We start from the raw sequence: 24,510 nt of genomic DNA, 5'->3' as shown, positions 1-24,510 counted from the left end.
TGTTCACTAAAGTCAACTTAACAAAAACGACTCAACACCAAACAACTCAACATCAAACAATACTATGACGCATGAATTTAAGGATATTGTCCATCAAGGATTATCAGCCAAAAAACAAGGAATAAAATCGGTATTGGCATCTGTGGTAGCCTTAGATGGATCGTCGTACCGTAGGCCAGGTGTGCGAATGCTGATTCTTGAAAATAACCAAATGGTTGGCGCTGTCAGTGGTGGTTGTGTTGAAAAGGAAATATTGCTACAATCACAAACTGTTTTTAAAACGGGACAGTCCAAAATAATGACTTATGATGGCAGGTACCGTTTGGGTTGTGAAGGTGTTTTGTATATTTTATTAGAATTGTTTCAACCAGTAGAAGCCTTTGAAACCGCTTTTTCAAAATGTATTAAAGAAAGACATGCCTTCGAAATCCATTCTTATTTTACAAAAAGCGAAGAAAGTCTAGATGGATTAGGGTCTTTTGTAAAATTGAAGGAAACCACATTCAGTTTAGGAAATCCTTTCGAAGCACAAAGGGAAAACCTTTCAGTATTCAAACAAACATTATCAGCTTGTTCCAAATTGGTTATTGTTGGGGCAGAGCATGACGCCGTACAACTTTGTAAATACGCCACTTTAACAGGTTGGGAAGTCACTATCATCGCTGGAGCTAAAGACGCTAAAACCATTGAAAATTTTCCGGGAGCATCAGAATTTCATGCCATTACTCCTGAAGCGATTGATATAAGTTTAATAGACAACCAAACGGCCATCGTTTTAATGACCCATAGTTTTGCCAACGATTTACGTTTTTTGGTAGCTTTAAAAGAGACAAATCCTAATTACATTGGTGTCTTGGGGCCAACCAAAAGGCGCGAGGATTTATTGGCACAATTCATAGAATATTGTCCGGATGTTGAAGATGCTTTTTTAGAGCGGATTCATGGTCCTGCAGGCATTGATATCGGTTCAGAAACACCCCAGGAAATTGCCATTTCCATTATAGCTGAAATCTTGGCGGTGACTAGAAACAGAGATACCATCTCATTGAGCAAAAAATCAGGGAAAATCCATTCTAATTCATAGCTTTTAATGATTGCATCCCAATCAAACATCGCCATCATTATATTAGCTGCTGGTGCATCCAAACGCATGGGTAAACCTAAGCAATTATTAAAATGGGGAGATGATACTTTAATCGGTCACGCCATAAAAATCGCTTCAAAAGTGAATCCTAAAAAACTTATTGTGGTTTTGGGGGCTCATTTTGAACTGATTAATCAAAATATTGAGAATTCAGAAATTACCATATTAAACAATACGCATTGGGAAAAAGGTTTGGGTACCTCTATTGCTTTTGCGATCAAACATTTACAAAATTCAAAATCGAAGGTCGATGGCATTCTAATAATATTATGCGACCAACCCTTAATCACGGCTGATTTTTTAAAGTCATTAGTTTCAAAATTTAAGCCTAATGAAAATAAAATCATAGCCACATCTTATGGTGGTGGAAAATATGGCGTTCCTGCGTTTTTTGATAAAGTTTATTTTGATGACTTGTCAATGTTACATGACGACCAAGGGGCTAAGGACATTTTAATAAAATATCAGGACCAAGTTTTGGGTTTGTTGCCCCCTGAAAAAAATATGGATTTGGATACCAATGAAGATTACATTAATTTGTATCAATCAAATTTTAAAAAGTAACCATGGGTTCTTCCGCAGAAAAGAAAGCACAAACACCAGAAACTTTTACCGATTTAAATATTAAAACACCGCCTCAAAATAGTGTGGGATTTGGTGCTTTGAAGTCTTCCGTTACCCATGTTTTAAAATATACGAAGCCATGGGATGCCATAAAAACATCCCTTAAAATGAACCAAAAAGGAGGTTTTGACTGTCCTGGTTGTGCGTGGCCAGATCCTGATGACGAGCGTTCCTCCATAGGCGAATACTGCGAAAACGGGATTAAAGCCATGACGGAAGAAATGCAAAACAAACTTATCAATCGAGATTTTTTTGCAACCCATGCTGTTGACGAACTTGCTGAATTATCGGATTTTGAAATCGGTAAATCAGGAAGGCTTTCTGAACCCATGTATTTACCTAAAGGCGGCACACATTATCAACCCATTTCATGGGAAGACGCTTTTAATAAAGTTGCAACACATTTAAATGCTTTGGAAAATCCTGATGAAGCTGTGTTTTATACATCGGGAAGAACCACCAATGAAGCTGCTTTTTTGTATCAGTTATTTGTGCGTGAATTTGGAACGTCTAATTTACCAGATTGTTCCAATATGTGCCACGAAGCCAGTGGGAGTGCCTTATCTGAAACCTTGGGAATTGGCAAAGGATCTGTCACCTTAGACGATTTATATAAAGCGGAATTGGTGCTGGTTGTGGGGCAAAATCCAGGAACTAACCATCCACGTATGTTGAATGCTCTAGAAAAGTGTAAAAATAATGGTGGTAAGATTATAACGGTCAATCCTTTACCTGAGGTTGGTTTGATAAGCTTTGCAAACCCCCAGAGTCCGATTAAATTGCTCTCTGGTGGAACTACATTAACCGATGTTTTTGTGCCAATTACCATCAATGGTGATGTCGCTTTTTTTAAAGCTTTATTGATTAAATTATTAGAAAAAGAAGAGATTGAAGGTGGTGTATTTGATTTGGATTTTATCAAAGATCATACACATGGATTTGAGGCTTTTATTTCGGATTTAAAAACCTATGATTTTGAGGCATGCTTACAAGCAGCAGGAATTTCAAAAGGGATATTTGATGACGCTTTCGAGTTGATTTTATCTAAAAATAGGATTATTTTCTGTTGGGCAATGGGGTTAACACAACACCAAAATGCGGTTGATAACATTCGGGAATTGGTTAATTTATTATTGCTGAAAGGTAGTATTGGAAAAGAAGGCTCAGGCACTTGTCCGGTACGCGGACATTCCAACGTGCAAGGAGATAGAACGGTTGGTATTTGGGAAGCCGCTCCCCAAGCGTTTCTGGATAAAATTGAAAATAAATACGGATTTAAACCAAAATCACAACACGGTTATTCAGTCATTGATGCCATAAAAGCCATGAATGAAGGCAAAGTCAAAGTCTTTTTCGGCATGGGGGGTAATTTTATTTCGGCTGTGCCAGATACCACCTATTCCGCCAAAGGGATGGCTAATTGCGATTTAACGGTTCATGTCAGTACGAAATTAAATCGCTCGCATCTAGTAACTGGTAAAGAAGCCCTGATTTTACCCTGTTTGGGACGTACGGAAAAAGATTATCAAAAAACGGGCATTCAAGTACAAAGTGTCGAAAATTCTATGGGTGTGGTGTCTTCTACCAAAGGGATTTTAGAACCTTGTTCATCTGATTTAATGAGTGAAGTCGCCGTTGTTTGTGGCATTGCTAATGCTACTTTAAAAAGTAGAACTAAGATTAAGTGGCTAAATTACAAAGACGATTATAATTTGGTGCGTGATGATATTCAAGGGGTTATAGAAGGATTTGAAGATTATAATAACCGACTAAAACAACCTTCAGGATTTTATTTACCAAATGGTGCAAGGGAACGCCGTTTTAAAACTAAAACAGGAAAAGCCCATTTTACCATCAATAAACTCCCAGAATGGAGATTGAAGGATGATGAATTGATTATGATGACCATACGTAGTCACGACCAATTTAATACCACCATTTACGGATTGGACGATCGATACCGAGGTGTTTTTAATGAACGACGCATCATTTTCATGAATCGGGATGATATGAAAATCAGGAATTTAAAAGACCAGCAAATCGTCAATTTACAATCTGAATTCAATGGCGTTCTTAGAAAAGCTGATAATTTTAAAGTCGTGGGTTACGATATTCCGAAAAACTGCTGTGCGACGTATTTTCCTGAAACCAATGTGTTAGTGCCCCTTGATAGTTTTGCACATACTGCTAAAACACCTGCTTCAAAAAGTGTGGTTATTAGAGTTATTGTTGATACAAGCAATTAGTATTTTCTTTCCCTAATAATTTACTTCCTTCTGAATTGATATTACTTCAAACTATTTCACAATTATTAAATAGTATTTGAAGCAACCAATTTATGTTTTCCACATCTAGATTATGATGTTTAGTTGAAATAGGCTTTAACTAAATGTTAATGAAAAAGAAAAAATAAAACAGAAAAAGGATTGCTATGAGAAGTATTTTTTTAGAAACACACAACATTAGGAATTTATATACAGGTTTCGGACAATTCAATTTTAATTTGGCAAAAGCCCTAAGCGCTGAGAACGAGTTTCTCAATGAACACGAAGTCGTTATTAACTGCAATAACGATACAGCGAAAAAAGAATTGGGCGAAAAACTATCGTACAAAAAATATTTGCCCATTACAAGATATCCGCTATTTAGGATTAAGGAGAAATTTAGTTTGTGGCATTCTGTAAATCAGAATACTAAAATTGAACCTTCTTCAAATAAGATACCTTATTTGTTAACGGTGCATGATGTCAATTTTTTGAATGAAGAACATGGAAAAAAATTGGATTTTAGAATCAATCAATTTAAAAGCAAATTAGAAAGGAGTCGTGCCGTGGTTTATATTTCAGAGTTTGCCAAGAAAAGTACGCACGATTATTTTAAAGTTCCAAATATTCCAGAATACGTGATTTATAACGGAAATACGTTTAATAATCATTCCACCATATCGACAGATACATTTACCAATTTTATTCCAAACAAGCCTTTTATATTTTCAATTGGGAAATTGGTGGAGAAGAAAAACTTCCACACACTCATTGAAATGTTGCTGTTTTTAACGGATATAGATTTGGTGATAGCCGGAGAAATGAAGACTGGATATGCCGAAATTTTGAAACGCATGATTCAAAAATACAAGTTAGAGAAAAGAGTCTTTTTGCTTGGCAATATCACGGAATCAGAGAAAATATTCTATTATAAAAATTGTCTGGCATTTGCGTTTCCTTCCTTAAGGGAAGGTTTTGGTTTGCCCGTTTTGGAAGCCATGACCTTTGGTAAGCCCGTGTTTTTATCCATTAACACCTCACTACCGGAAATAGGAGGGGAAAAGTCTTTCTACTGGGAAAATTTTGAAGCGGAGTACATGGCAAGTGTTTTTGTAGAAGGGATGACTATGTTTGAAAACAATAAAGACATGTTTACGGCCGAATACATACAACGTTCACAACAATTTACATGGGAGAATGCCGCCAAGCAGTATATTGAAGTTTATAAAAGCATTTTATAAACCCGCCCCTCATAGTTAGTAATTCCCTTAATAAATTGAAGATTTCACATCAATGAAGAATTTTAAAAGATTCCTTAAATACCTTATACCCTACAAAAAAATCCAAATCCTAAGCATTGTTTTTAATATCCTATATGCCCTTTTTTCTTCCATATCCATGCTGTCTTTATTGCCCATGGTTAAAGTGCTTTTTGATGAAGGCGAAAAATTAAGGGTAAAACCTGATTTTAATGGAATTAGGGATATTGATTTAAACTATATTGAAAACTACCTTAATTATTTTATTACCACAACCCGGGATTCTAAGGGTCCCTTGATGACGTTGATAACCATAGTGGGTTTGGTATTGAGTACGTTTTTGTTAAAAAACCTATTTAATTATCTGTCTATTTTATATATGACATATTTGAATAATGGCATCTTAAAAGACCTTAGGCAAGACGTTTATAATAAAGTAATCACGTTAAACGTAGGGTTCTTTTCTAATGAACGTAAGGGTGACCTCATCGCCAGGATGACTTCCGATATTAATACCATAAAAGTATCTTTTATGAGTATTTTAATGATGGTCAGGGAGCCTTTAACAATCTTTTTTACGCTCATAGGCATGTTTGCCATAAGTTGGAAATTAACCGTATTTGTACTGTTCTTTATTCCCATTTCAGGATATTTTATTTCAAAAGCAGGAAAAAGCATTAAAAGCCAATCAGGTGATATTTTTGCCTTGGAAGGCGGTCTGTTGTCCAATATAGAGGAAACTTTAGGAGGCATAAAAATCATTAAAAACTTTACGTCCGAATCCTATTTTTCCAAAAAATTTAATGATTTTACGGAAAACATCAATACACTCAATAATTCCGTTGGAAAGAAAATGAGTTTATCAGCTCCGGTAAGCGAGTTTTTGGGAATTTTTGTTATTTCGGTGTTGCTTGTTTATGGGGGGATGTTGGTGCTTGTGGAACAGTCGCTAAGTGGCGGGGCTTTTATGGCGTATATGGGTTTGGCGTATCAGATTTTAACGCCAGCGAAGGCCATCACCAAAGCACACCACGCATTGCTGGGTGGGAATGCCGCTTATGAACGGATTGCATTCATTTTAGATGCCGAAAACCCGTTAAAGGATAAGCCAAACGCCAAAGTCATTACAGGCTTCCATAAAGAAATAAAGTTTCAGAATGTCTCTTTTAAATACAAGGACGATTATGTGTTGAAGCATTTTAACCTGACCGTTCCCAAAGGGAAAACCGTAGCCTTGGTAGGGGAGTCTGGAAGTGGGAAGTCGACTTTAGCTAACTTAGTGACGCGTTTTTACGACGTCAACGAAGGTAGTATTACTTTTGATGGTGTTGATATTAAGGATGTGACTTCAAAATCCTTACGGGAACAGATGGGCATCGTAGCTCAAGATTCTATTTTGTTTAATGATACCATTGCCAACAACATATCCCTAGGAATTGATGATGCCAGTGAAGAAAAAATTATAGCGGCAGCAAAAATAGCCAATGCACACAACTTTATTTCGGAGTTTCCTAATAAGTACAACAACAATGTAGGGGATGGTGGCAGCTTGCTTTCGGGCGGACAAAGGCAGCGTATTGCCATAGCAAGAGCGGTGATGAAAAATCCTCCCATCATGATTCTTGATGAAGCCACATCGGCGTTGGACACCGAATCTGAAAAGCTGGTCCAAGATGCGATTGAGAACATGATGGAAAACCGCACCGCCATAGTGATTGCCCACAGGCTTTCAACCATACAAAAAGCAGACCTCATTGTTGTCATGAAAAAAGGTGTGATTGTAGAGCAAGGTACCCACGAAGAGCTATTGAGAATGAACGGAACCTATAATAAATTAGTATCACTTCAATCGTTAGAAGTCAATTAAAATCCCCAAAAAATGAACCCCCATAATCTAGGACTCAATGTTGTTGGATATACAGATGCGATGTCTGGTTTAGGAGAAGCTGTGAGATTAAATATTCAGGCAGCAGAAAAACTTGATATACCGCTTAACATCATCAATTATGAAAAGGTTAAATATGAAAGCAGTTATCAATATAGCTTTCCATATACCATAAATCTAGTGCAAATATCATTAAATGATCTTGATCGGTTCTTTAGTGTCATTGACCCTGGTTTTTTCAATGATAGATACACCATTCTTTTTTTAATATGGGAATCGGAATATATTCCCCAAAATCTTAAAAAAAACATCAATCTTTTTAATGAGATATGGACTGCTTCTACCTATTGCAAAGACCTATTTCAAAACGTATTTAATGGTCCTATTATAACGGTTCCCCATCCCGTAGAAGTAAATCTGAAACCTGTTCAAAATCAAAATGCTTTAACTCTTTTTGATAAAAATAAATTTAGCTTTCTGTTTATTTTCAGTTACCACAGTTCAATAGAAAGGAAAAATCCATTCTTTTTAATGGAAGCATTTTCAAAAGCCTTTGGTAATAATGACAATGTCGAATTAATTATTAAAACAGTTGGAGCGGAAAAATTTAAAAAATCCGAAAGGCATCTGCATCGATTTATTTCTGATAAGAAAAACATAAAAATTATTAATGCGGATATGAACAAAAACAGCGTCAATCACCTAATAAACGATTGCGACTGTTATGTGTCGATGCATCACTCTGAAGGATTTGGGTTGACGCTTGCAGAAGCCATGTGCTTAGGCAAACCAGCGGTAGCGACCAATTATTCTGGTAATACGGAATTTATGAATGAAAACAATAGCTTTTTAGTGGATTATGAACTGGGTTTTATAATGAATCCAGACATTAATTTTTCTTCAAAGACTTTATGGGCCAATCCGATAATGGAACATGCCATTAAAAAGCTAAAGGAAGTTTATGAAAACATGGAATTAAGGAATGAAAAAGCTATGAATGCGCAACGGTTTGTCAAAGAGAAACTATCGCTTTATTCCGTAGGCTCCATTATGAGCGAACGACTTAACCATCTTTATGCAAACCTGGATGATTTTCCTATTAATGATAGGCGTCATGCGTATCTATTAAATCAATTACAACTAGCAAAATCTGAAATAGCAAAACATCAAAGTGAGGTTCGTAGAATGAAGAAAAACGTTATCATCCGTTTTATACTAATTCTAAAAAAAACCGTAAGGAAGCTAAAAGGTAAAAAGTAGTTTTGTTTGTAGGTCTTTTAAAGGATTAATTAATAGGTTCCATAATATGATGCAATCCATTTATGTATACATCAATGAAAGCGATGTCTGTTTGAGAAATCAGTAATAATAATCTATTTACATAAATTTTTATAACTACGTATATAAAATTAAGTAATAATACTTATATTTGTTTAAAATTACGTAGTCATGAAAAAAATTATAGTTGTAGGCAATGGTATGGTCGGATATAAATTCTGCGAAAAGTTTGTATCGAAATCCAATAGAGAGCAATTTAAAATAACGGTGTTTGGAGACGAACCCAGACCAGCGTACGACAGAGTTCATTTGAGTGAATTCTTTGAAAATAGAGATGCTAAAGCTTTAGAAATGGCACCTCTCTCTTGGTATGAAGAACACGGAATTGAATTGATTACTAACGAACGTGTTACAGATATCCATCGTGCTTCAAAAAAAATCACAACAACTAAAGATTTACATTATAAATACGACTACTTAGTTTTAGCTACTGGGTCTGCTCCCTTTGTCCCAAATATACCCGGAGTAGAAAAGAATGGTGTTTTTGTATATAGAACCATTGAGGATTTGGAAGGGATGCTGGCGTATGCCGATAAAATTAAAGCCAAAAGAACTGATACCATTAAAGCAGCTGTGTTGGGTGGTGGACTTTTAGGATTAGAGGCAGCAAAAGCAGTTAAAGACATGGGATTTGAGCCTCATGTGGTTGAATTTGCATCTAAGTTGATGCCTAGGCAATTAGATACTAGAGGAAGTAAAGTGCTTCAAGAAAAGATAGAATCATTGGGGATTCATGTGCATTTATCTAAAGCCACCAACAAAATTTTGGGTGATGATAGTATAACAGGCATGGAATTTGGCGAATATGATAAGATAGATGTTGAAATGTTGGTTATTTCTGCAGGTATTAGGCCTCGGGATGAACTTGGAAAAACGTGCGATTTGAAAATGGGAGTTAGAGGCGGTATTCTTGTGAATAACAAAATGCAAACATCCGATCCCGAAATTTATGCGATTGGAGAGGTGGCATTGCTGAATAATATGATTTATGGTTTGGTAGCCCCTGGGTATGATATGGCCGAAGTCGCTGTCAATCAAATATTAGGAAATAAAGAGATTGTGATGCCAAGTGAGATTGATATGTCAACAAAATTAAAGTTGATAGGTGTTGATGTGGCTAGCTATGGAGAGCCTTATATGCCAATAGAAAAAGGGTATTCCATCATTTATGAAAACAAAACCAAAAATTTATACAAGCGTATCAATATCAGTCATGATGGCAAAAAGTTAATGGGCGGTATTTTAATTGGAGATGCCTCCGATTATAACATGTTCCATCAAATATATTTGAACAGTTTACCTATTCCTGAAGATGCCGAAGAATTAATTATAGGCGCTAGAGGAGAGGGAGGTTCCTCTTTTGGAAGCGTTCTAGACATCCCAGATGCCGCTCAAGTATGCTCTTGTGAAAGTGTTACCAAAGGTGCTATTTGTTGCTCGATTACTGAAGACGGATGTAATAATCTGGCAGATGTCATTAAAAAAACCAAAGCAACTACAGGCTGTGGTGGTTGTAAACCTATGGTAGTCGATTTGGTAAATGAAACCTTAAAATCGCTTGGCAAGGAAGTTAAAGAAACCATTTGTGAGCATTTTAGTTTCAATAGACAAGAGTTATATGATTTAGTTAAAATCAACCGTGTAGCAGATTATGAAGAGGCTCTTAATTTGTTTGGTGAAGGTCATGGTTGCGAAGTTTGCAAACCTGCTTTAGCATCCATATTTGCAACCATCACGATGGAAACGCCTAATAAACAACACGCGATTCAAGATACAAACGATCGCTTTTTAGCAAACATTCAAAGAAACGGAACCTATTCCGTGGTGCCTCGTGTTGCAGGGGGAGAAATTACACCTGAGAAATTGATTGTTCTTGGTCAAGTTGCTAAAAAGTATGATTTATATACGAAAATTACGGGCGGCCAACGTATAGATTTGTTTGGGGCACAGTTACATGAGTTGCCCCTTATTTGGAAGGAATTGATTGATGCGGGTTTTGAAAGTGGCCATGCTTATGGAAAATCACTTCGAACCGTAAAAAGCTGCGTGGGTTCTACGTGGTGTCGATACGGTATGCATGAAAGTGTTACGTTTGCCATTGAAATTGAAAACCGATATAAAGGTTTGCGTTCGCCACACAAGTTAAAAGGCGGTGTGTCGGGTTGTATTCGTGAATGTGCAGAAGCACGAGGTAAGGATTTCGGATTGATAGCGGTAGATGGTGGTTGGAACTTATATGTATGCGGAAATGGTGGTGCTACACCAAAGCATGCTATTCTTTTTGCAGAACATTTGGACGATGCCACCGCTATAAAATATTTAGATAGGTTTTTAATGTACTATATCCGTACGGCTGGACCGTTGGTAAGAACAGCTCCATGGTTAGAAAAATTGGATGGTGGTATTGAGTATTTAAAGAAAGTGGTTATTGAAGATTCTTTAGGAATTGCAGAAGAACTTGATAGAGAAATGCAAAGCCTAGTCAATAAATATGAGTGTGAATGGAAACAAGCTATAGAAGATCCTAATATAGCAAAACGTTTTAAACATTTTGTGAATTCGGATGATACCGATGATAATTTGGTTTTTGTTCCGATGCGGGAAATGAAAATGCCGAAAGCTTGGTAAATGTTTAAAAGTTGAATCGTTTAATCGTTGAATTGTCGCTAACGATTACACGATAACACAAATAAAGAATTGAATAAAAATAATAGATATGCAAAATATACTTGAACAATATAAATCGGTTACAGAAGCAGAGGTTAAAATGTGGTTTGAAGTTGGAACAGTATCCGATTTCCCAGAAAATAGCGGCGCCTGCATAAAATACAAAACCAAACAAATAGCCGTTTATAATTTTGCAAGGCTGTCTAAATGGTACGCTTGCCAAAATCTATGTCCACATAAAATGGAAATGGTATTGGCTTTTGGAATGATTGGCGATAAAGAAGGGATTCCAAAAGTCGCTTGCCCCATGCATAAAAAGAATTTTTCGTTGGAAGATGGCTCCAATCTTGGTGGTGACGACTTAAAAATTGCGGTATATCCTGTTAAAATTGAAGGTGGAAATGTGTATATTGGCTTTTCAGATTAACACAAAACATTATGAAGCCAACACGATTTGAGAGTGCCCTTATTATGATTGACAACAAAAATTCAGAAGATATAAATACCTATCAAGTACATGGTTTAGAGATTTCTAAGGAGTTATTATATTCCCAACGCATGTCCCAAAAATTATTACAGTTTGAACCTCAAGCTTCAGAAGAATTACAGATTGCTGCACGAGCGCAACATATTTGTAGATGGAAAATAGCAAGGGATGAATACCCTATGGATAGAGTGGGTTATTTAAAATGGCGGGAAACTTTAAAGAAAATGCATGCTGACCTGACTTCGGAAATTTTAAAAGAAGTTGGGTATGATACTGAATTTATTGATAGAGTGTCCTTTTTAATAAATAAAAAACTCATTAAAAAAGATGATGGAAGCCAAACCTTGGAAGATGTGATTTGTCTGGTATTTTTAGAATATTATTTTGAGGAATTTGCAGAGAAACATGACGATGACAAAGTGATTGATATTCTTCAAAAAACGTGGGTAAAGATGTCAGATAAAGGTCATGATGCCGCATTAAAAATTAGTTTTTCCGAGAAAAGTTTGTCATTAATAAAGCAAGCAATAGCATAAAATACAATAGTAAATGACTAAAAAAGGTATTTCCTCCTTAGACCAACATACTTTTGAGCGATTAAGTCGTTTGTACATTATTGCGTTAAGTGCGATTGCGCTATCGGTAGTAATTAGTCAGATTCTTGTGCGAAAACATCTTCACGATCAAGAAAGTGATTCGTCCATTATAAATGTTGCTGGCAGACAACGTATGTTGAGTCAGAAATTAACAAAAGAAATCGTTTCTATGGCTGCTGAAAACGATTTAGAAAAAAGAATCGCATTAAAAAACAGTCTAAAGGAAACCTTGGCACTTTGGGAGCTTTCCCATAATGGACTTCAAATGGGAAATGATAGTTTAGGTTTACCGGGGACCAATAGTGCCGATATTTCAAAAATGTTCCGTGAATTAAATCCGAAATTCAACGCCATTAGAGATGCTGCTAAATCTATTATTGAAAAAATAGAGAACGTTCCACCACTGCCTATTGACATGTTTACAGATGAAATAAGTACGGTAAAGCAAACAGAAGGCGGATTTTTATCCATCATGGATGATATTGTAAATCAATATGATTTTGAAGCGGATGGAAAAGTAACCTGGCTACGAAAGCTGGAATTATTTATCATGTTTATTACATTAGCACTTTTGTTGGCTGAGTTTCTGTTTATTTTTTGGCCAACTGCTAAAACGGTAAAACAGAGTCTTGCTGAATTGATCGAAGCTGAGAAAAAAGCAAAAAAAATGGCATATGATGCCGATTTGTTAAGTGTCGCCAAAGAAAAATCCATTAAAGAATTACGGGCATTAAGTCAGGCCATGGACGATACCTTGTTGTTCGCTCGTATCACATCCAATGGTGTTATTGTACATATGGGGAATAAATTTTCAAGGTTATTTAAATTCAATAATTTTAGTGCTAATGTGAATTTTTATGATGTTTTGTCAATTGTGGAAAGTGAGCGCATGGCCATTGAAAGTTTGATTAAAAGCCATAAAAAAACGGGTTGGCAAGGAGAGGTGAAGGCGACCACAAAAGATAACCAGCCAGTTTGGTTGGAAATGGCAATCATTCCTTTTAGTCCGACAGATGATAAAACCGAATTGTTGATCATTGCTTCCGAAATAACAAAACGTAAAGAAGGCCAAATGGAAATTGAACGTTTGACAAAGGAAAGTTTTGAAGAACGTATGAACCAACAAAAAGTCATTTCCAGTAAGATCATTGAAAACCAAGAAAAGGAACAAAACCGCATTGCAAAAGATGTGCACGATGGGATTGGGCAAATGTTAACAGGTTTAAAATATAATCTGGAAAGTATTGATATTTCGGATATAAATAAAACGGCTAAAAAAATTGAACATTTAAAAGAACTTACAACTAACATAATAAAAGGTGTTAGAACGGCGACTTTTAATTTAACACCTCCAGAATTGGCTGATCACGGCATTGTTCCTGCAATTACTAAATTGACAACGGAGTTGACCAAACTAACAGGGAAAAACATTGTGCTTTATAATAAGACGGATTTTAACCAAAGATTGGATTCTCTAGCGGAAATAAACATTTATAGAATTACCCAAGAAGCCATTAATAATGCCATAAAATATGCCGATTCCACACATATATTGGTGTCGATTTCCAATAGTGATGAAATACTTAGTATCGTGATTGATGATAATGGCAAGGGCTTTGACCCCAATAAAATCAAGAACGTTAAAAATGGTGATGGGGGTATGGGCATGACGTTTATGAGGGAGCGTATTAAATATATAAACGGACGTTTATTTCTTAATTCCGAGTTGAATAAAGGCACGCGCGTCACACTAAACATACCTTTACAGGAATTAAGTATAACTACGTAAATTTTACTAACTTTGCGATAATTGTTTTTATAAAAAGATTAAAAAAATGGATATTATTAATGTCGTTTTAGCAGATGACCATGTACTGGTTCGGGATGGTATAAAAGCACTTTTAGAAGATCAGCAAGGCATTAAAGTTATTGACGAAGCTTCTAATGGAAAAGAGGCCATAGAAGTCATCACAAAAAACAAACCACATATATTGATTGTAGATATAAGAATGCCAGAGCTGAATGGTATTGAGGTGGTGAGGATTATCAATAACAATAACAAGTATAAAGATGTTAGAACATTGGTGCTTTCCATGCATGATTCCGAAGAATATGTCATTCAAGCCATACAGGCTGGTGCGGATGGGTATTTGCTAAAAGGTGCCAGTAAAGATGAGTTTTTAAAGGCCTTACACACTGTTGCTGCTGGCGGAAAATATTTTACAGGGGATGTATCTTCTATCATCATGAATAATTTTGTTAATGGCGTAGTGAAGCATACTCCAAAAAAAGAAGTTGTTGAAGATCCTTTTAATCTTACCAAACGGGAAAAGCAAATTTTGAATCTGGTGCTTCAATTAAAAAATAATAAGGATATCGCCGAAGAACTTAATATCAGCAGACGCACAGCTGAAGTACATCGTTTCAATTTAATGAAGAAATTGGATGTTAAAAATATTATGGAATTGAATCATAAGGCAAATGAATTTCAACTTATTTAGTTTAGCTATCTAAATCCTCATTATAATTCAAAAAAATCAATAATTGCTGTCATTATATTGTAATATTCTCAGAAACGTATTTTTTTATTGATAATCTAATATTAATTTAAAAATACGTATTTTTAGCATTTAAAATTAAGTAATTATACTTATTTTTGTAAGTATAAAACAGTTTAATATGAAAAATTTTGAATCTGCTAAAGCAACTAAACTTGAACTTTTCAATTTTAAAAGCATTCCAACCCAAACATTCTGGATTACCTCTATATCATTCTTCATGTGCTTTTTTGCATGGTTTGGTATTGTGCCATTTATGCCAGATGTGGTTAAAGATTTGGGTTTAACCCCCGATCAAAAATGGAATTCCGTTATTTTAGGAGTTGCAGGTACGGTGTTCGCCAGATTGTTAGTAGGGAAATTATGTGATAAATACGGGCCAAGATTATGCTATACGTGGCTTTTGGTTTTAGGTGCTATACCAGTTATTTTATGTGGTTTGGCACAAACACCTTTCCAGTTTTTAATTTGTAGACTTTTTATAGGCTTTATTGGAGCTTCTTTCGTTATTACCCAAGTACACACCTCATTGATGTTTGCTCCTAATATTGTCGGAACTGCCAATGCAACCTCGGCTGGCTGGGGAAATTTAGGAGGTGGAGCTAACCGCTTGGGTATGCCCTTGATAGCGGCGATGGTTATTGGTTTTGGTGTTGCTGAAGCAGAGGCTTGGCGGTATTCCATGATTTTTGCTGGTCTAATTTGTTTTTTAATGGGACTTGTTTACTTCTTTTTTACCCAAGATACACCGGAAGGAAATTTTAAGGAATTAAGAGCTTCCGGAACGATGATACCCACTAAAAAAGATCAAATAGGATTTATGAAAGTCATAAAGGATTATAGAATTTGGATTCTATTTTTGGTGTATGCGGCTTGTTTTGGAATTGAATTGACAGTTTATGGTACTATGGACGATTATTTACAAAATACATTTCAATTAAGTCGTATTACGGCCGGTAACATTGTTTTGTCATTTGCCTTGATGAATATTTTCGCAAGAACATTAGGGGGTTATTTTGGAGATAAATTCGGAAAATCAAAAGGGCTTCGTGGAAGGGTTTTGTTTTTATCATGTATACTCGCCGTTCAAGGGATTATGTTAGTTGCTTTTTCAGGAATTACAAGTATAGTGCTAGGGATTTTATTCTTAATTTTATTTAGTTTGTCAGTGCAAATGGCAGAAGGCGCCACGTTTTCCGTAGTACCTTTTATTAATAAAAAGGCCATAGGATCCGTTTCTGGAATCGTAGGAGCTGGTGGGAATGTTGGCGCTTTTTTAGCGGCACTATTACTTAAATATAAATCGGCCGTAGCTGAAAAAGCAGCCATTGCTTCCACCGAAGGGTTAGCTGCAGATGCTGTAAGCGCCGCACAATCTACTGCATCCGCGGCGGCAGTTTCAAGTGGTTATTTGTTAATTGGATGTTTGGTAGTCATTACGGCAATTTTAGCTTTAGCGATTCGTTTTTCTAGGGAAGATGAAGAAGTATCTGTTGAAAACGCCGATATGTCCTTAGAAAACCTCATCCCAATAAAAGTTAAAAATGAATCTTAAAAACAATCAAATACAAGCTTTTTTGATTGTTTTTAAAGTATTCAGAATAATGTAGGTTATTTTTGTTTAGCGTTAGTTTAATCTTTTAATTAGTGTAAAATCCAGTAGTGTCATGATAAAAAATGAAGCTAAAACAACGTGTTCATATTGTGGTGTAGGCTGTGGTATTATCATAAAAAAAGACATAGATAATAAGGTTTTGGTTGAAGCGGACCCCAATCATCCAGTCAGCCAAGGGATGCTTTGTTCAAAAGGCATGAACCTGCATTATGTTGTAAATGATACGTCTGATAGAATTTTATACCCAGAAATGCGTTGGAGCAGATCCCATCCTCGTGAACGCGTCAGTTGGGACGTTGCATTGGATAGGGCTAGTAGTGTTTTTAAATCCTTGATCAAAAAGTACGGACCAGATAGTGTCGCTTTCTATGTGTCCGGACAAAGTTTAACTGAAGAATATTACATAGCCAATAAACTGACTAAAGGATTTTTAGGAACCAATAACATAGACACTAATTCTAGATTATGTATGAGTTCGGCTGTAGTTGGTTATAAAAAGACGTTTGGGGAAGATATTGTGCCTGTGTCGTATGCAGATATAGAATTGGCTGACTGTTTCCTAATCACTGGTGCAAATCCCGCATGGTGCCATCCCATAATTTTCAGAAGGATTGAAAAGCACAAAGAGAAAAATCCCCATGTACAAATTATTGTTATAGATCCACGTAAAACGGATTCTGCAAGTTTTGCCGATTTACACCTGCAGCTGATTCCGGGAACCGATGTCATTCTTTACAATGCCATTGGAAGACGCTTATTCGAACGTGGTTTGATTGATGAAGATTTTATAAAGAACCATACCGAAGGTTTTAAAGCGTATAAGGATTTAATTTTTTCAACATCATTAAGTGATGCCTCAAAATTATGTGGTGTTCCTGAAAAAGATATTAGAAAAGCGGCCGATATCATCGGACTCTCAAAAGGATTTATCAGTATGTGGGCTATGGGACTTAACCAAAGTGCCGTTGGAACCGATAAAAATGTATCCCTTATCAATTTATCGCTTATTACAGGTCAGGTTGGTAAACCGGGTTCTGGCCCCTTTTCACTTACGGGTCAGCCAAACGCTATGGGCGGTCGAGAAGTAGGAGGGATGGCTAATTTATTGGCTGTCCATAAAGATTTAGCGAATGAAGAACATCGTAGGGAAGTAGCACAGTTTTGGGGCGTCGATAAAATTTCACCCAAACCGGGCTTAACGGCTACGGAAATGTTTGATGCGCTTGAAAAAGGCACATTAAAAGCTGTTTGGATTATGTGTACCAATCCGTTAGTCAGTTTGCCAAATATCAACAAAATAGAGAAGGCCATGGCGAATGCCAAATTTGTGGTGGTTCAGGAAATATCCCATAAGTCCGATACAGTGGCTTTTGCCGATTTGGTGTTACCGGCTGCTGGTTGGTTGGAAAAGGAAGGCACGATGACAAATTCTGAAAGACGTATTTCTTATTTGCCTAAAGAAATAGAGCCGCCCGGAGAGGCTAGACCAGATGTTGAAATCCTTTGCGATTTTGCGCAACGTATGGGTTTTAGGGGATTTAATTATAATAGTGCTGAAGAAATTTATGCTGAATATTGTTCCATGACCAAAGGAACCAATATGGACATTTCATTTTTAAATTATGACCGCCTAAAAAATGAAGGCACTTTTCAATGGCCGGTGCCAGAATACAGGCACCAAGGAACTCCAAGACTTTTTGAAGATAAAAAATTCTACACGCCATCAAAAAAAGCTATTTTCAATATACCTCAAAGCATTGTAAATACCTCAGTCATGCCCAATGAGGAGTTTCCGTTGATATTAACAAACGGACGTATTCGCGACCAATGGCACACCATGACCAAAACGGGCAAAGTGTCTCGCTTAAAAACCCATTATCCTACGCCGGTTTTAGAAATCAATCCTGTTGATGCCTTTATAAATAAGATTAAAGATGGTAGTATCGCCGAAATTAAGAGTAAAAATGGTGTTGTTAGGGTACGAGCAAAGGTAACGGATTCCATAAGGAAAGGCGTCGTATTTTTGCCCATGCATTGGGGCAAGCAACTCGAAAACGACCTAAATCGGGTAAATAACTTAACTAATACCGTTGTAGACCCCTTTTCTAAAGAACCCGATTTTAAGTTCACAACCGTATCGGTTTCAAAATATAAAAAACCAGTTGAAAAAATCATTGTAGTTGGAGCGGGAGCTGCTGCTTTTAGGTTTATCCAAAATTATAGGGAAAACAACGAAAAGGATGAAATTTTGGTGTTTTCTAAAGAGCCTAATTTATTTTATAATAGGGTATTGCTTCCGGAATATGTTACGGAAGAACTGACTTGGGAACAACTTTTAAAGATTAAACAAGTAGAGTTGAACAAGCTCAATATAAAATCATTTCCAGAAACATTCATCACAAAGATAGATCAAGAAAATAAAGAAGTTATAGATAGCAATGGTGACGTACACAATTTTGATAAACTAATCTTGGCAACAGGAAGTCGTGCATTTATTCCTAAAGATGTTCAAATAGATCTACCGGGCAGGTTTACCATGCGAAATAAAAGTGATGCCGACAGATTTAAAGCTTATTTAGAACAAACACAGTTGCCACCAGAAAGCCAGCATGTTACCATTGTAGGCGGGGGTTTGTTGGGCTTAGAGTTAGCCGCTGCTTTAAAACATAAAAACATACAAATAACCATCATTCAGCGTTCTTCGAGACTCATGGAACGTCAATTGGATAAAGTGTCCAGTAAATTATTGGCTTTAGATGTGCAAGAACGTGGCATTCAAATTTATTTTGATAACGAAGTGAGTACGGTGTTTGAAGATGATGAATCAGGCGAACTGAATATTACATTGAAAAGTGGTAAATTAATTACCTCGCACGCCATTGTGTATGCTATTGGAACACAACCAAATATTGAAGTGGCTAAAGAGAATGGTCTTATTTGTGGTCGAGGTGTTAGGGTCAATCAACATTTGCAGACATCAAATCCAGATATTTTTGCCATTGGTGAAATAGCAGAATATAATAACCAGTTATTCGGAATTACTTCCGCAGCTGAGGAACAAGCAAGCATACTAGCAAATTTTATAGCTGGTGATATCAGCAGTGCTTACAATGGTTCGGTACTCATGAATATCCTAAAGTTTAACGACCTTAACCTATGCAGTATTGGCGATATTGAAGTGCCTGAAAATGATGATAATTACCAAGAAATCATATTCACCGATATTTCCAAACGCTATTATAAAAAATGTATTGTTAAAGACGATTTGTTGGTTGGAGCGGTTTTAATGGGTGATAAAAATGAGTTTGCCGAATTTAAAACCATGATTGAAAGTAAAATTGAAATGGCAGATAAAAGGGATACGCTTTTAAGAGGCGCATCCAATACAAAACCTGTTTTAGGAAAATTGGTTTGTTCCTGCAGTCAGGTGGGTGAAGGGAATATTAGAGAAGCTATTGAATTGGGTTGTACTAATTTTGCAGAACTTTGTAACAAGACGGGTGCTGGTTTGGGTTGTGGAAGTTGTAAAACCGAGGTCAGGGAGATATTAACTAATGTAAAAGTACTTTCATAATGGGTCGGTTAAACAGATTAATAATTAAAGGAGGTGTGTTATCGCCTGGCGAACTAAAATACATTTGCGAGTGCGTGGAAAGTTTGGGACTGACAACGATTTCATTTGGTTCCAGACAAGATATTTTGCTTCCCAAAGAGACTGAAAAGGAACAATTGGCAGTTTTTGATAAACTTCAAATCGTTGGTAAAGACCATGAGCAAATTCAAAATATTGTATCGTCCTATGTGTGTTCAGATATTTTTCCAAGCACAGCTTGGCTTACTAGTGATCGGTATTTGTACATTTTGGAACAATTTCGGTCCAAACTAAAATTAAAAGTCAATATAACCGACCCGAAACAACGCTTGGTCCCTTTATTTACGGGTCATTTAAACTTCATCGCTTCAGAACATGAAGATTATTGGTATTTATATGTAAGATTGCCAGAATGGGATAAAACCGAGATGTATCCAGCACTTATTTACAGTTGGGATCTGGATAAAATAGAAACTGCTATTGAAAATATTTTACAGGAAGAACCTGAAGACATTGATACCGTTTTTGAATTGGTAAGTGATGCTATAGATACCAATAACCGCACGGTTGATAAACCGTTGGATGTCCCTTTTTATCCGTTTCCATATTATGAAGGGATGAATAGAATTGGGATGGATAAATATTGGTTGGGACTCTATTGGAGAAATAACAAATACGATATTTCATTTTTAAAAGCCATGTGCGAACTTTGTGATGAATGTAAAATAGGTAAAATCTCCATTACGCCTTGGAAATCATTTATTGTGAAAGGTATCCCCATCAACGCCAAACTACAATGGGAAAAGTTTCTAGGAAGATATGGTATTAATGTGCGCCATTCCATGCTGGAACTCAATTGGCATCTTCCAGTAAATAACAAAGAAGCGATTACTTTAAAAAAATATTTAGTTTCCAATTTTGATAAGAATGATATAAGCACATACGGATTGACATTTGGTATTACCGATTACTCAAAAAAATCAAATTATTTTACGTCGATAGTCATTAAGAAAAACACCATTCCAAAAGAATTGGAAGATTTTAATATTCGTGCTACATATAATTTGCTTTATGCCAAAAATTTCGACCCAAATACGCGTGATTACGTTATGCATGTGCAAGATGTTGATAAAGAGGAATTACCTCAATTATTAATGGAACTAAGTAAGCTGTATTTTGAACAATTAGGTACGGAAAAAGATCACGATACCTTAAAATCAATTTCAAAGGAAAAAGTAGAACTCAAAGTTTATCAGTGTAAGGATTGTTTAACGATTTACAATGAAAGCTACGGAGACATCACGCAAAATATAAAACCAAATACCCCATTTAAAGATCTTCCTGAAAACTACGAATGTTCGCTTTGTGAAGCACCAAAAAGTAATTTTGAAAAGAAAATTTTATTGAAAACAGTTTAGTCGTTTGTTGTTTAGTTGTCGACTCTACGCAAACAACTCAACGACTAACCATACAATCCAATAAAAAAACCCTTATAAATGAACTTTATAAGGGTTTTTTCTACTTAAAAATTAATTGATGTTTTTCCTTTTGAAATTGTAAATGGTTTCATCAATCGTAAACCAACAAAAATAAAAGATACCCACAGAAAATATAATATCTCCAATCATACGCATCCATTTTAAGGTTTGAACTGTTGGTGAGTATAATAAATCGGCATCCCTAGCAAACGAATAACCTTTTGTAATCGAGGTGTAAGCTTGAATGATACCTATGGGTAATAAACTTAAAAGCACCATGGCAACTAGACCTATATTTAACAGCCAAAAAGCACGGGTTAATTTTTTATTCTGCCAAACTCTGTCAGAATAAAAGCGTAAGCAAATGAGAATAAAGCCCATGCCTAACATGCCATATACCCCAAATAAAGCGGTGTGCGCGTGTACTGCGGTGGTATTTAAACCTTGAATGTAGTATAGTGCAATTGGTGGGTTGATTAAAAATCCGAATACACCTGCACCTACAAAATTCCAGAAAGCTACGGCGATGAAGAAAAAGATGGGCCATTTATATTTTTGCATCCATTGTTTGCTTTTTAAAAGATTCCAATTTTCCCTGATTTCAAAACCCATAAGTGTTAATGGGACCACTTCCAAAGCACTAAAAGTCGCACCTAAAGCAATCGCTTGAACCGGGGTTCCTGAGTAGTATAAATGGTGTAATGTACCTATTATTCCCCCAGCTAAAAATATAGAAGCTGAAGCGATAGATACGCGCCCTGCGGTTTTAACGGATATGATTTTTAATCTTGAGAAGATGTAGGCAATAACCACAGTTGCAAATACTTCAAAGAAGCCTTCGACCCATAAATGCACCAACCACCATCTCCAGTAATTAATGACTGGTAAGGTGCTGTTTTCACCATACATTAAGCCAGAGAAAAAGAACATGCCAATCGCCATGACGGATATTAACAAGATAATTAATAAGTGTTTAGATTCATCTTTTTTACTAATGCCATAAAAAATGTGTCTACTAACCATAATTACCCAAAGCACCAAACCAATGCCTAAGAATATTTGCCAGAAACGACCTAAATCCATGTATTCATAGCCTTGATGTCCGAAATAAAAATTAGTTGTTAATTCTAAGAATTGGTGTACACCCAACCATTCACCCATCATAGAGCCTAATACAATAATAATTAAGGCGATAAATAAGAAGTTAATACCAAAACGTTGGTATTTCATTTCTTTTCCAGAAATCATAGGCGCTAAAAATAAACCCGTAGCCAACCAAGTAGCGGCAATCCAAAAAACGGCCAATTGGGTATGCCAAGTTCTAGTAATGGAATAGGGTAGGAAACTAGATAAATCGAATCCAAAAAAGGCCTGTCCTTCAACCGTGTAATGTACGGTTATGATGCCTAAAATAACTTGCAATCCTATGAGCAATGAGATTACTATAAAATATTTTAATATCGCTTTTTGTGATTTAAACAATTTTAAATTTGTTAACGGATCACTTTCTGGTTTAGTAAGTAATTCACCTTTCTCGTGATTTAATAAGTAGTAATAGGTTAAAATACCAATGAACAATAATAGCAATACAATAGATAAACCAGACCAGATTAATGAATCGCTTGTTATGTTATTATCGATTAAAGGTTCGTGAGGCCAATTGGACGTATAGGTATAATCTTTATGGGGTCTGTTGGTACTTGCAGCCCAAGAGGTCCAGAACAAAAAGGCATTTAGTTGTTCTAATTTTTCGGGATCTACCAAGGCACCTTTGGGAATGGCATATTCTTCTTTTCCTTCAGAAAAAATATTAGTGTAATGTTTAATATTTTCTTTAATAGCAGCTGATCTACTTTCTGATATGGTGATTGACTTGTCAGCATTATTAAACGTATTGGTTTTAATGTCTTTAATTAAACGTGCTTTTAATGATGCCTTTTTTTCTACATCTAATGCCTCGTAATTGGTGTTGTAATCATTTTGAGCCCATGCTTCCAGCATAAATGTAGCTTCTTTATGAATCCAATCGGCTGTCCAATCCGGAGCCACATAACTACCATGTCCCCAAATGGAACCGACTTCCATACCTCCAATAGATTCCCAAACGTTTTGTCCGATTTGAATGTCTTCTTTAGTATAAAGTATGTCTTGTGTTTCTTTTACGATAACGATTTCTGGAATGGGAGGTTGTGTTTGGTATACCTCTGTTCCTATCCAAATTAGTATTATGAAGGAAATTGACACAACACTAATAAATGTAATCCATATTTTTTTCATTGAAATGTAATTAGTTGGTTTATATTTAATTATTCACACTATTGACGCGTTCAACATCATCAAAAATGGAAAGTGATAACCGAATGATGCTATCTGAAATACAGGTTAAATCATGTGGTACGTTTTCATCCAAAGCAATTAAATCGCCTTTTTTGAGCAGTTGTTTTATACCATTTACACCAAAATCGATGCTGCCTTCAAATAGTTCAATAACTATGGGGTAGGGGGCTTTATGCTCTTTCATGGTTTGTCCTTTTTTCATGACAATTCTTATTTCTTTGGTTGTTTTTGTTGTAAGTAATGGGGTCACTGCTGGTTTGTCTTCTTGGTAGACAAGCTGTTCTACTAATGATGCTGTGTTCATGGGTTAGGATTTATTTTATTATCAGTTATTATTTTAAAAGTCATATTATTTATTTTTTCATCCAGCATGATTTGGCATGCCAATCGACTGTTTGTATCTGAATTGTAAAGATTATTAAGCGTTTCTTTTTCAACTGGTTCTATGCTGTCATTTATGGAACCCGATTGGATTTTTACATGGCAGGTACCGCATAAACCTCTTCCCAGGCATTCACCAATATCTTCGTAATATGTGTCGACAATCAATTCCATCAAATTTGGATATTGAAATCGCTTAAATGGAATTTCAATCCGTTTGTTGTTGGTGCTTATAATGTTTACGTGGTATATCATTTGTGATGCTTTCTTTAAAATAGGATAAAA

17 protein-coding genes are annotated in these 24,510 nt (G+C 35.9%); 14 read left to right on the top strand and 3 right to left on the bottom strand.

Going from position 1 to position 24,510, the window contains the following annotated elements:
- The first annotated feature begins 64 nt into the window (after window positions 1–64).
- The 14 genes from CDH49_RS07030 (at window position 65) to CDH49_RS06965 (ending at window position 21,447) form a co-directional block, all read left to right on the top strand.
- On the top strand, window positions 65–1,084 hold the full coding sequence (locus CDH49_RS07030) for an XdhC family protein (RefSeq protein ID WP_100614787.1): 1,020 nt from the start codon (window positions 65–67) through the stop codon (window positions 1,082–1,084).
- 6 nt (window positions 1,085–1,090) lie between these two features.
- The gene (locus CDH49_RS07025) at window positions 1,091–1,708 is read left to right on the top strand and encodes a nucleotidyltransferase family protein (protein ID WP_100614786.1); all 618 of its coding nucleotides are present in this window, start codon (window positions 1,091–1,093) and stop codon (window positions 1,706–1,708) included.
- A gap of 2 nt (window positions 1,709–1,710) precedes the next feature.
- On the top strand, window positions 1,711–4,014 hold the full coding sequence (locus CDH49_RS07020) for an FdhF/YdeP family oxidoreductase (RefSeq protein ID WP_100614785.1): 2,304 nt from the start codon (window positions 1,711–1,713) through the stop codon (window positions 4,012–4,014).
- 185 nt (window positions 4,015–4,199) lie between these two features.
- The gene (locus tag CDH49_RS07015) at window positions 4,200–5,273 is read left to right on the top strand and encodes a glycosyltransferase family 4 protein (protein ID WP_100614784.1); all 1,074 of its coding nucleotides are present in this window, start codon (window positions 4,200–4,202) and stop codon (window positions 5,271–5,273) included.
- Window positions 5,274–5,325: 52 nt separating this feature from the next.
- Entirely contained in the window at window positions 5,326–7,158 is a 1,833-nt protein-coding gene (locus tag CDH49_RS07010; RefSeq protein WP_100614783.1) for an ABC transporter ATP-binding protein, read from the top strand.
- A 12-nt stretch (window positions 7,159–7,170) separates the two neighbouring features.
- Window positions 7,171–8,436, top strand: coding sequence for a glycosyltransferase family 4 protein (locus CDH49_RS07005; protein ID WP_100614782.1), 1,266 nt, complete (start codon window positions 7,171–7,173; stop codon window positions 8,434–8,436).
- A gap of 189 nt (window positions 8,437–8,625) precedes the next feature.
- Window positions 8,626–11,142 carry a nitrite reductase large subunit NirB gene (gene nirB, locus CDH49_RS07000; protein ID WP_100614781.1) on the top strand — a complete coding sequence of 839 codons (2,517 nt, stop codon included), beginning with the start codon at window positions 8,626–8,628 and terminating at the stop codon, window positions 11,140–11,142.
- 88 nt (window positions 11,143–11,230) lie between these two features.
- Complete coding sequence (gene nirD / locus CDH49_RS06995; RefSeq protein ID WP_100614780.1) at window positions 11,231–11,608, top strand: nitrite reductase small subunit NirD; 378 nt, start codon at window positions 11,231–11,233, stop codon at window positions 11,606–11,608.
- Between the two features lie 11 nt (window positions 11,609–11,619).
- The gene (locus tag CDH49_RS06990) at window positions 11,620–12,204 is read left to right on the top strand and encodes a DUF4202 domain-containing protein (protein WP_100614779.1); all 585 of its coding nucleotides are present in this window, start codon (window positions 11,620–11,622) and stop codon (window positions 12,202–12,204) included.
- Window positions 12,205–12,217: 13 nt separating this feature from the next.
- The gene (locus tag CDH49_RS06985; RefSeq protein WP_100614778.1) at window positions 12,218–14,053 is read left to right on the top strand and encodes a sensor histidine kinase; all 1,836 of its coding nucleotides are present in this window, start codon (window positions 12,218–12,220) and stop codon (window positions 14,051–14,053) included.
- Between the two features lie 46 nt (window positions 14,054–14,099).
- Window positions 14,100–14,765 (top strand): response regulator transcription factor, encoded by a 666-nt coding sequence (locus CDH49_RS06980; protein WP_100614777.1) that lies wholly within the window; start codon window positions 14,100–14,102, stop codon window positions 14,763–14,765.
- 178 nt (window positions 14,766–14,943) lie between these two features.
- Window positions 14,944–16,377 (top strand): MFS transporter, encoded by a 1,434-nt coding sequence (locus CDH49_RS06975; protein WP_100614776.1) that lies wholly within the window; start codon window positions 14,944–14,946, stop codon window positions 16,375–16,377.
- Window positions 16,378–16,489: 112 nt separating this feature from the next.
- Window positions 16,490–20,011, top strand: a complete 3,522-nt coding sequence (locus tag CDH49_RS06970) for a nitrate reductase (RefSeq protein WP_100614775.1) — start codon at window positions 16,490–16,492, stop codon at window positions 20,009–20,011.
- Window positions 20,011–21,447, top strand: coding sequence for a rubredoxin domain-containing protein (locus tag CDH49_RS06965; RefSeq protein WP_100614774.1), 1,437 nt, complete (start codon window positions 20,011–20,013; stop codon window positions 21,445–21,447). Before CDH49_RS06970 ends, CDH49_RS06965 begins: the two co-directional genes overlap by 1 nt.
- Before the next feature lie 111 nt (window positions 21,448–21,558).
- Here CDH49_RS06965 and CDH49_RS06960 read toward each other — a convergent pair whose 3' ends face one another.
- From CDH49_RS06960 to CDH49_RS06950, 3 genes are read right to left on the bottom strand one after another with little or no spacing between them, the layout of a single operon-like run.
- Entirely contained in the window at window positions 21,559–23,784 is a 2,226-nt protein-coding gene (locus CDH49_RS06960) for a nitric-oxide reductase large subunit (protein ID WP_100614773.1), read from the bottom strand.
- Between the two features lie 25 nt (window positions 23,785–23,809).
- Window positions 23,810–24,148: a cupin domain-containing protein gene (locus CDH49_RS06955; RefSeq protein WP_100614772.1), complete on the bottom strand. Its 339-nt coding sequence runs from the start codon at window positions 24,146–24,148 to the stop codon at window positions 23,810–23,812.
- On the bottom strand, window positions 24,145–24,480 hold the full coding sequence (locus tag CDH49_RS06950) for a 2Fe-2S iron-sulfur cluster-binding protein (RefSeq protein WP_100614771.1): 336 nt from the start codon (window positions 24,478–24,480) through the stop codon (window positions 24,145–24,147). Before CDH49_RS06950 ends, CDH49_RS06955 begins: the two co-directional genes overlap by 4 nt.
- Window positions 24,481–24,510 lie beyond the last annotated feature (30 nt).

Origin of the sequence: Confluentibacter citreus, assembly GCF_002807055.1 — a bacterium.
GTDB lineage: Bacteria > Bacteroidota > Bacteroidia > Flavobacteriales > Flavobacteriaceae > Confluentibacter > Confluentibacter citreus.
Note: the sequence above shows the minus strand (reverse complement) of the source record. Positions and strands in the feature narration are given on the sequence as shown.

Coding starts and splice junctions, on each gene's coding strand:
- CDH49_RS06975 (WP_100614776.1), top strand. CDS start 14,944: ATGAAAAATTTTGAATCTGCTAAAGCAACTAAACTTGAACTTTTCAAT.
- CDH49_RS06950 (WP_100614771.1), bottom strand. CDS start 24,480: ATGATATACCACGTAAACATTATAAGCACCAACAACAAACGGATTGAA.
- CDH49_RS07015 (WP_100614784.1), top strand. CDS start 4,200: ATGAGAAGTATTTTTTTAGAAACACACAACATTAGGAATTTATATACA.
- nirD (WP_100614780.1), top strand. CDS start 11,231: ATGCAAAATATACTTGAACAATATAAATCGGTTACAGAAGCAGAGGTT.
- CDH49_RS06955 (WP_100614772.1), bottom strand. CDS start 24,148: ATGAACACAGCATCATTAGTAGAACAGCTTGTCTACCAAGAAGACAAA.
- CDH49_RS06965 (WP_100614774.1), top strand. CDS start 20,011: ATGGGTCGGTTAAACAGATTAATAATTAAAGGAGGTGTGTTATCGCCT.
- CDH49_RS06980 (WP_100614777.1), top strand. CDS start 14,100: ATGGATATTATTAATGTCGTTTTAGCAGATGACCATGTACTGGTTCGG.
- CDH49_RS06985 (WP_100614778.1), top strand. CDS start 12,218: ATGACTAAAAAAGGTATTTCCTCCTTAGACCAACATACTTTTGAGCGA.
- CDH49_RS07010 (WP_100614783.1), top strand. CDS start 5,326: ATGAAGAATTTTAAAAGATTCCTTAAATACCTTATACCCTACAAAAAA.
- nirB (WP_100614781.1), top strand. CDS start 8,626: ATGAAAAAAATTATAGTTGTAGGCAATGGTATGGTCGGATATAAATTC.
- CDH49_RS06960 (WP_100614773.1), bottom strand. CDS start 23,784: ATGAAAAAAATATGGATTACATTTATTAGTGTTGTGTCAATTTCCTTC.
- CDH49_RS06970 (WP_100614775.1), top strand. CDS start 16,490: ATGATAAAAAATGAAGCTAAAACAACGTGTTCATATTGTGGTGTAGGC.
- CDH49_RS07005 (WP_100614782.1), top strand. CDS start 7,171: ATGAACCCCCATAATCTAGGACTCAATGTTGTTGGATATACAGATGCG.
- CDH49_RS07030 (WP_100614787.1), top strand. CDS start 65: ATGACGCATGAATTTAAGGATATTGTCCATCAAGGATTATCAGCCAAA.
- CDH49_RS07020 (WP_100614785.1), top strand. CDS start 1,711: ATGGGTTCTTCCGCAGAAAAGAAAGCACAAACACCAGAAACTTTTACC.
- CDH49_RS07025 (WP_100614786.1), top strand. CDS start 1,091: ATGATTGCATCCCAATCAAACATCGCCATCATTATATTAGCTGCTGGT.
- CDH49_RS06990 (WP_100614779.1), top strand. CDS start 11,620: ATGAAGCCAACACGATTTGAGAGTGCCCTTATTATGATTGACAACAAA.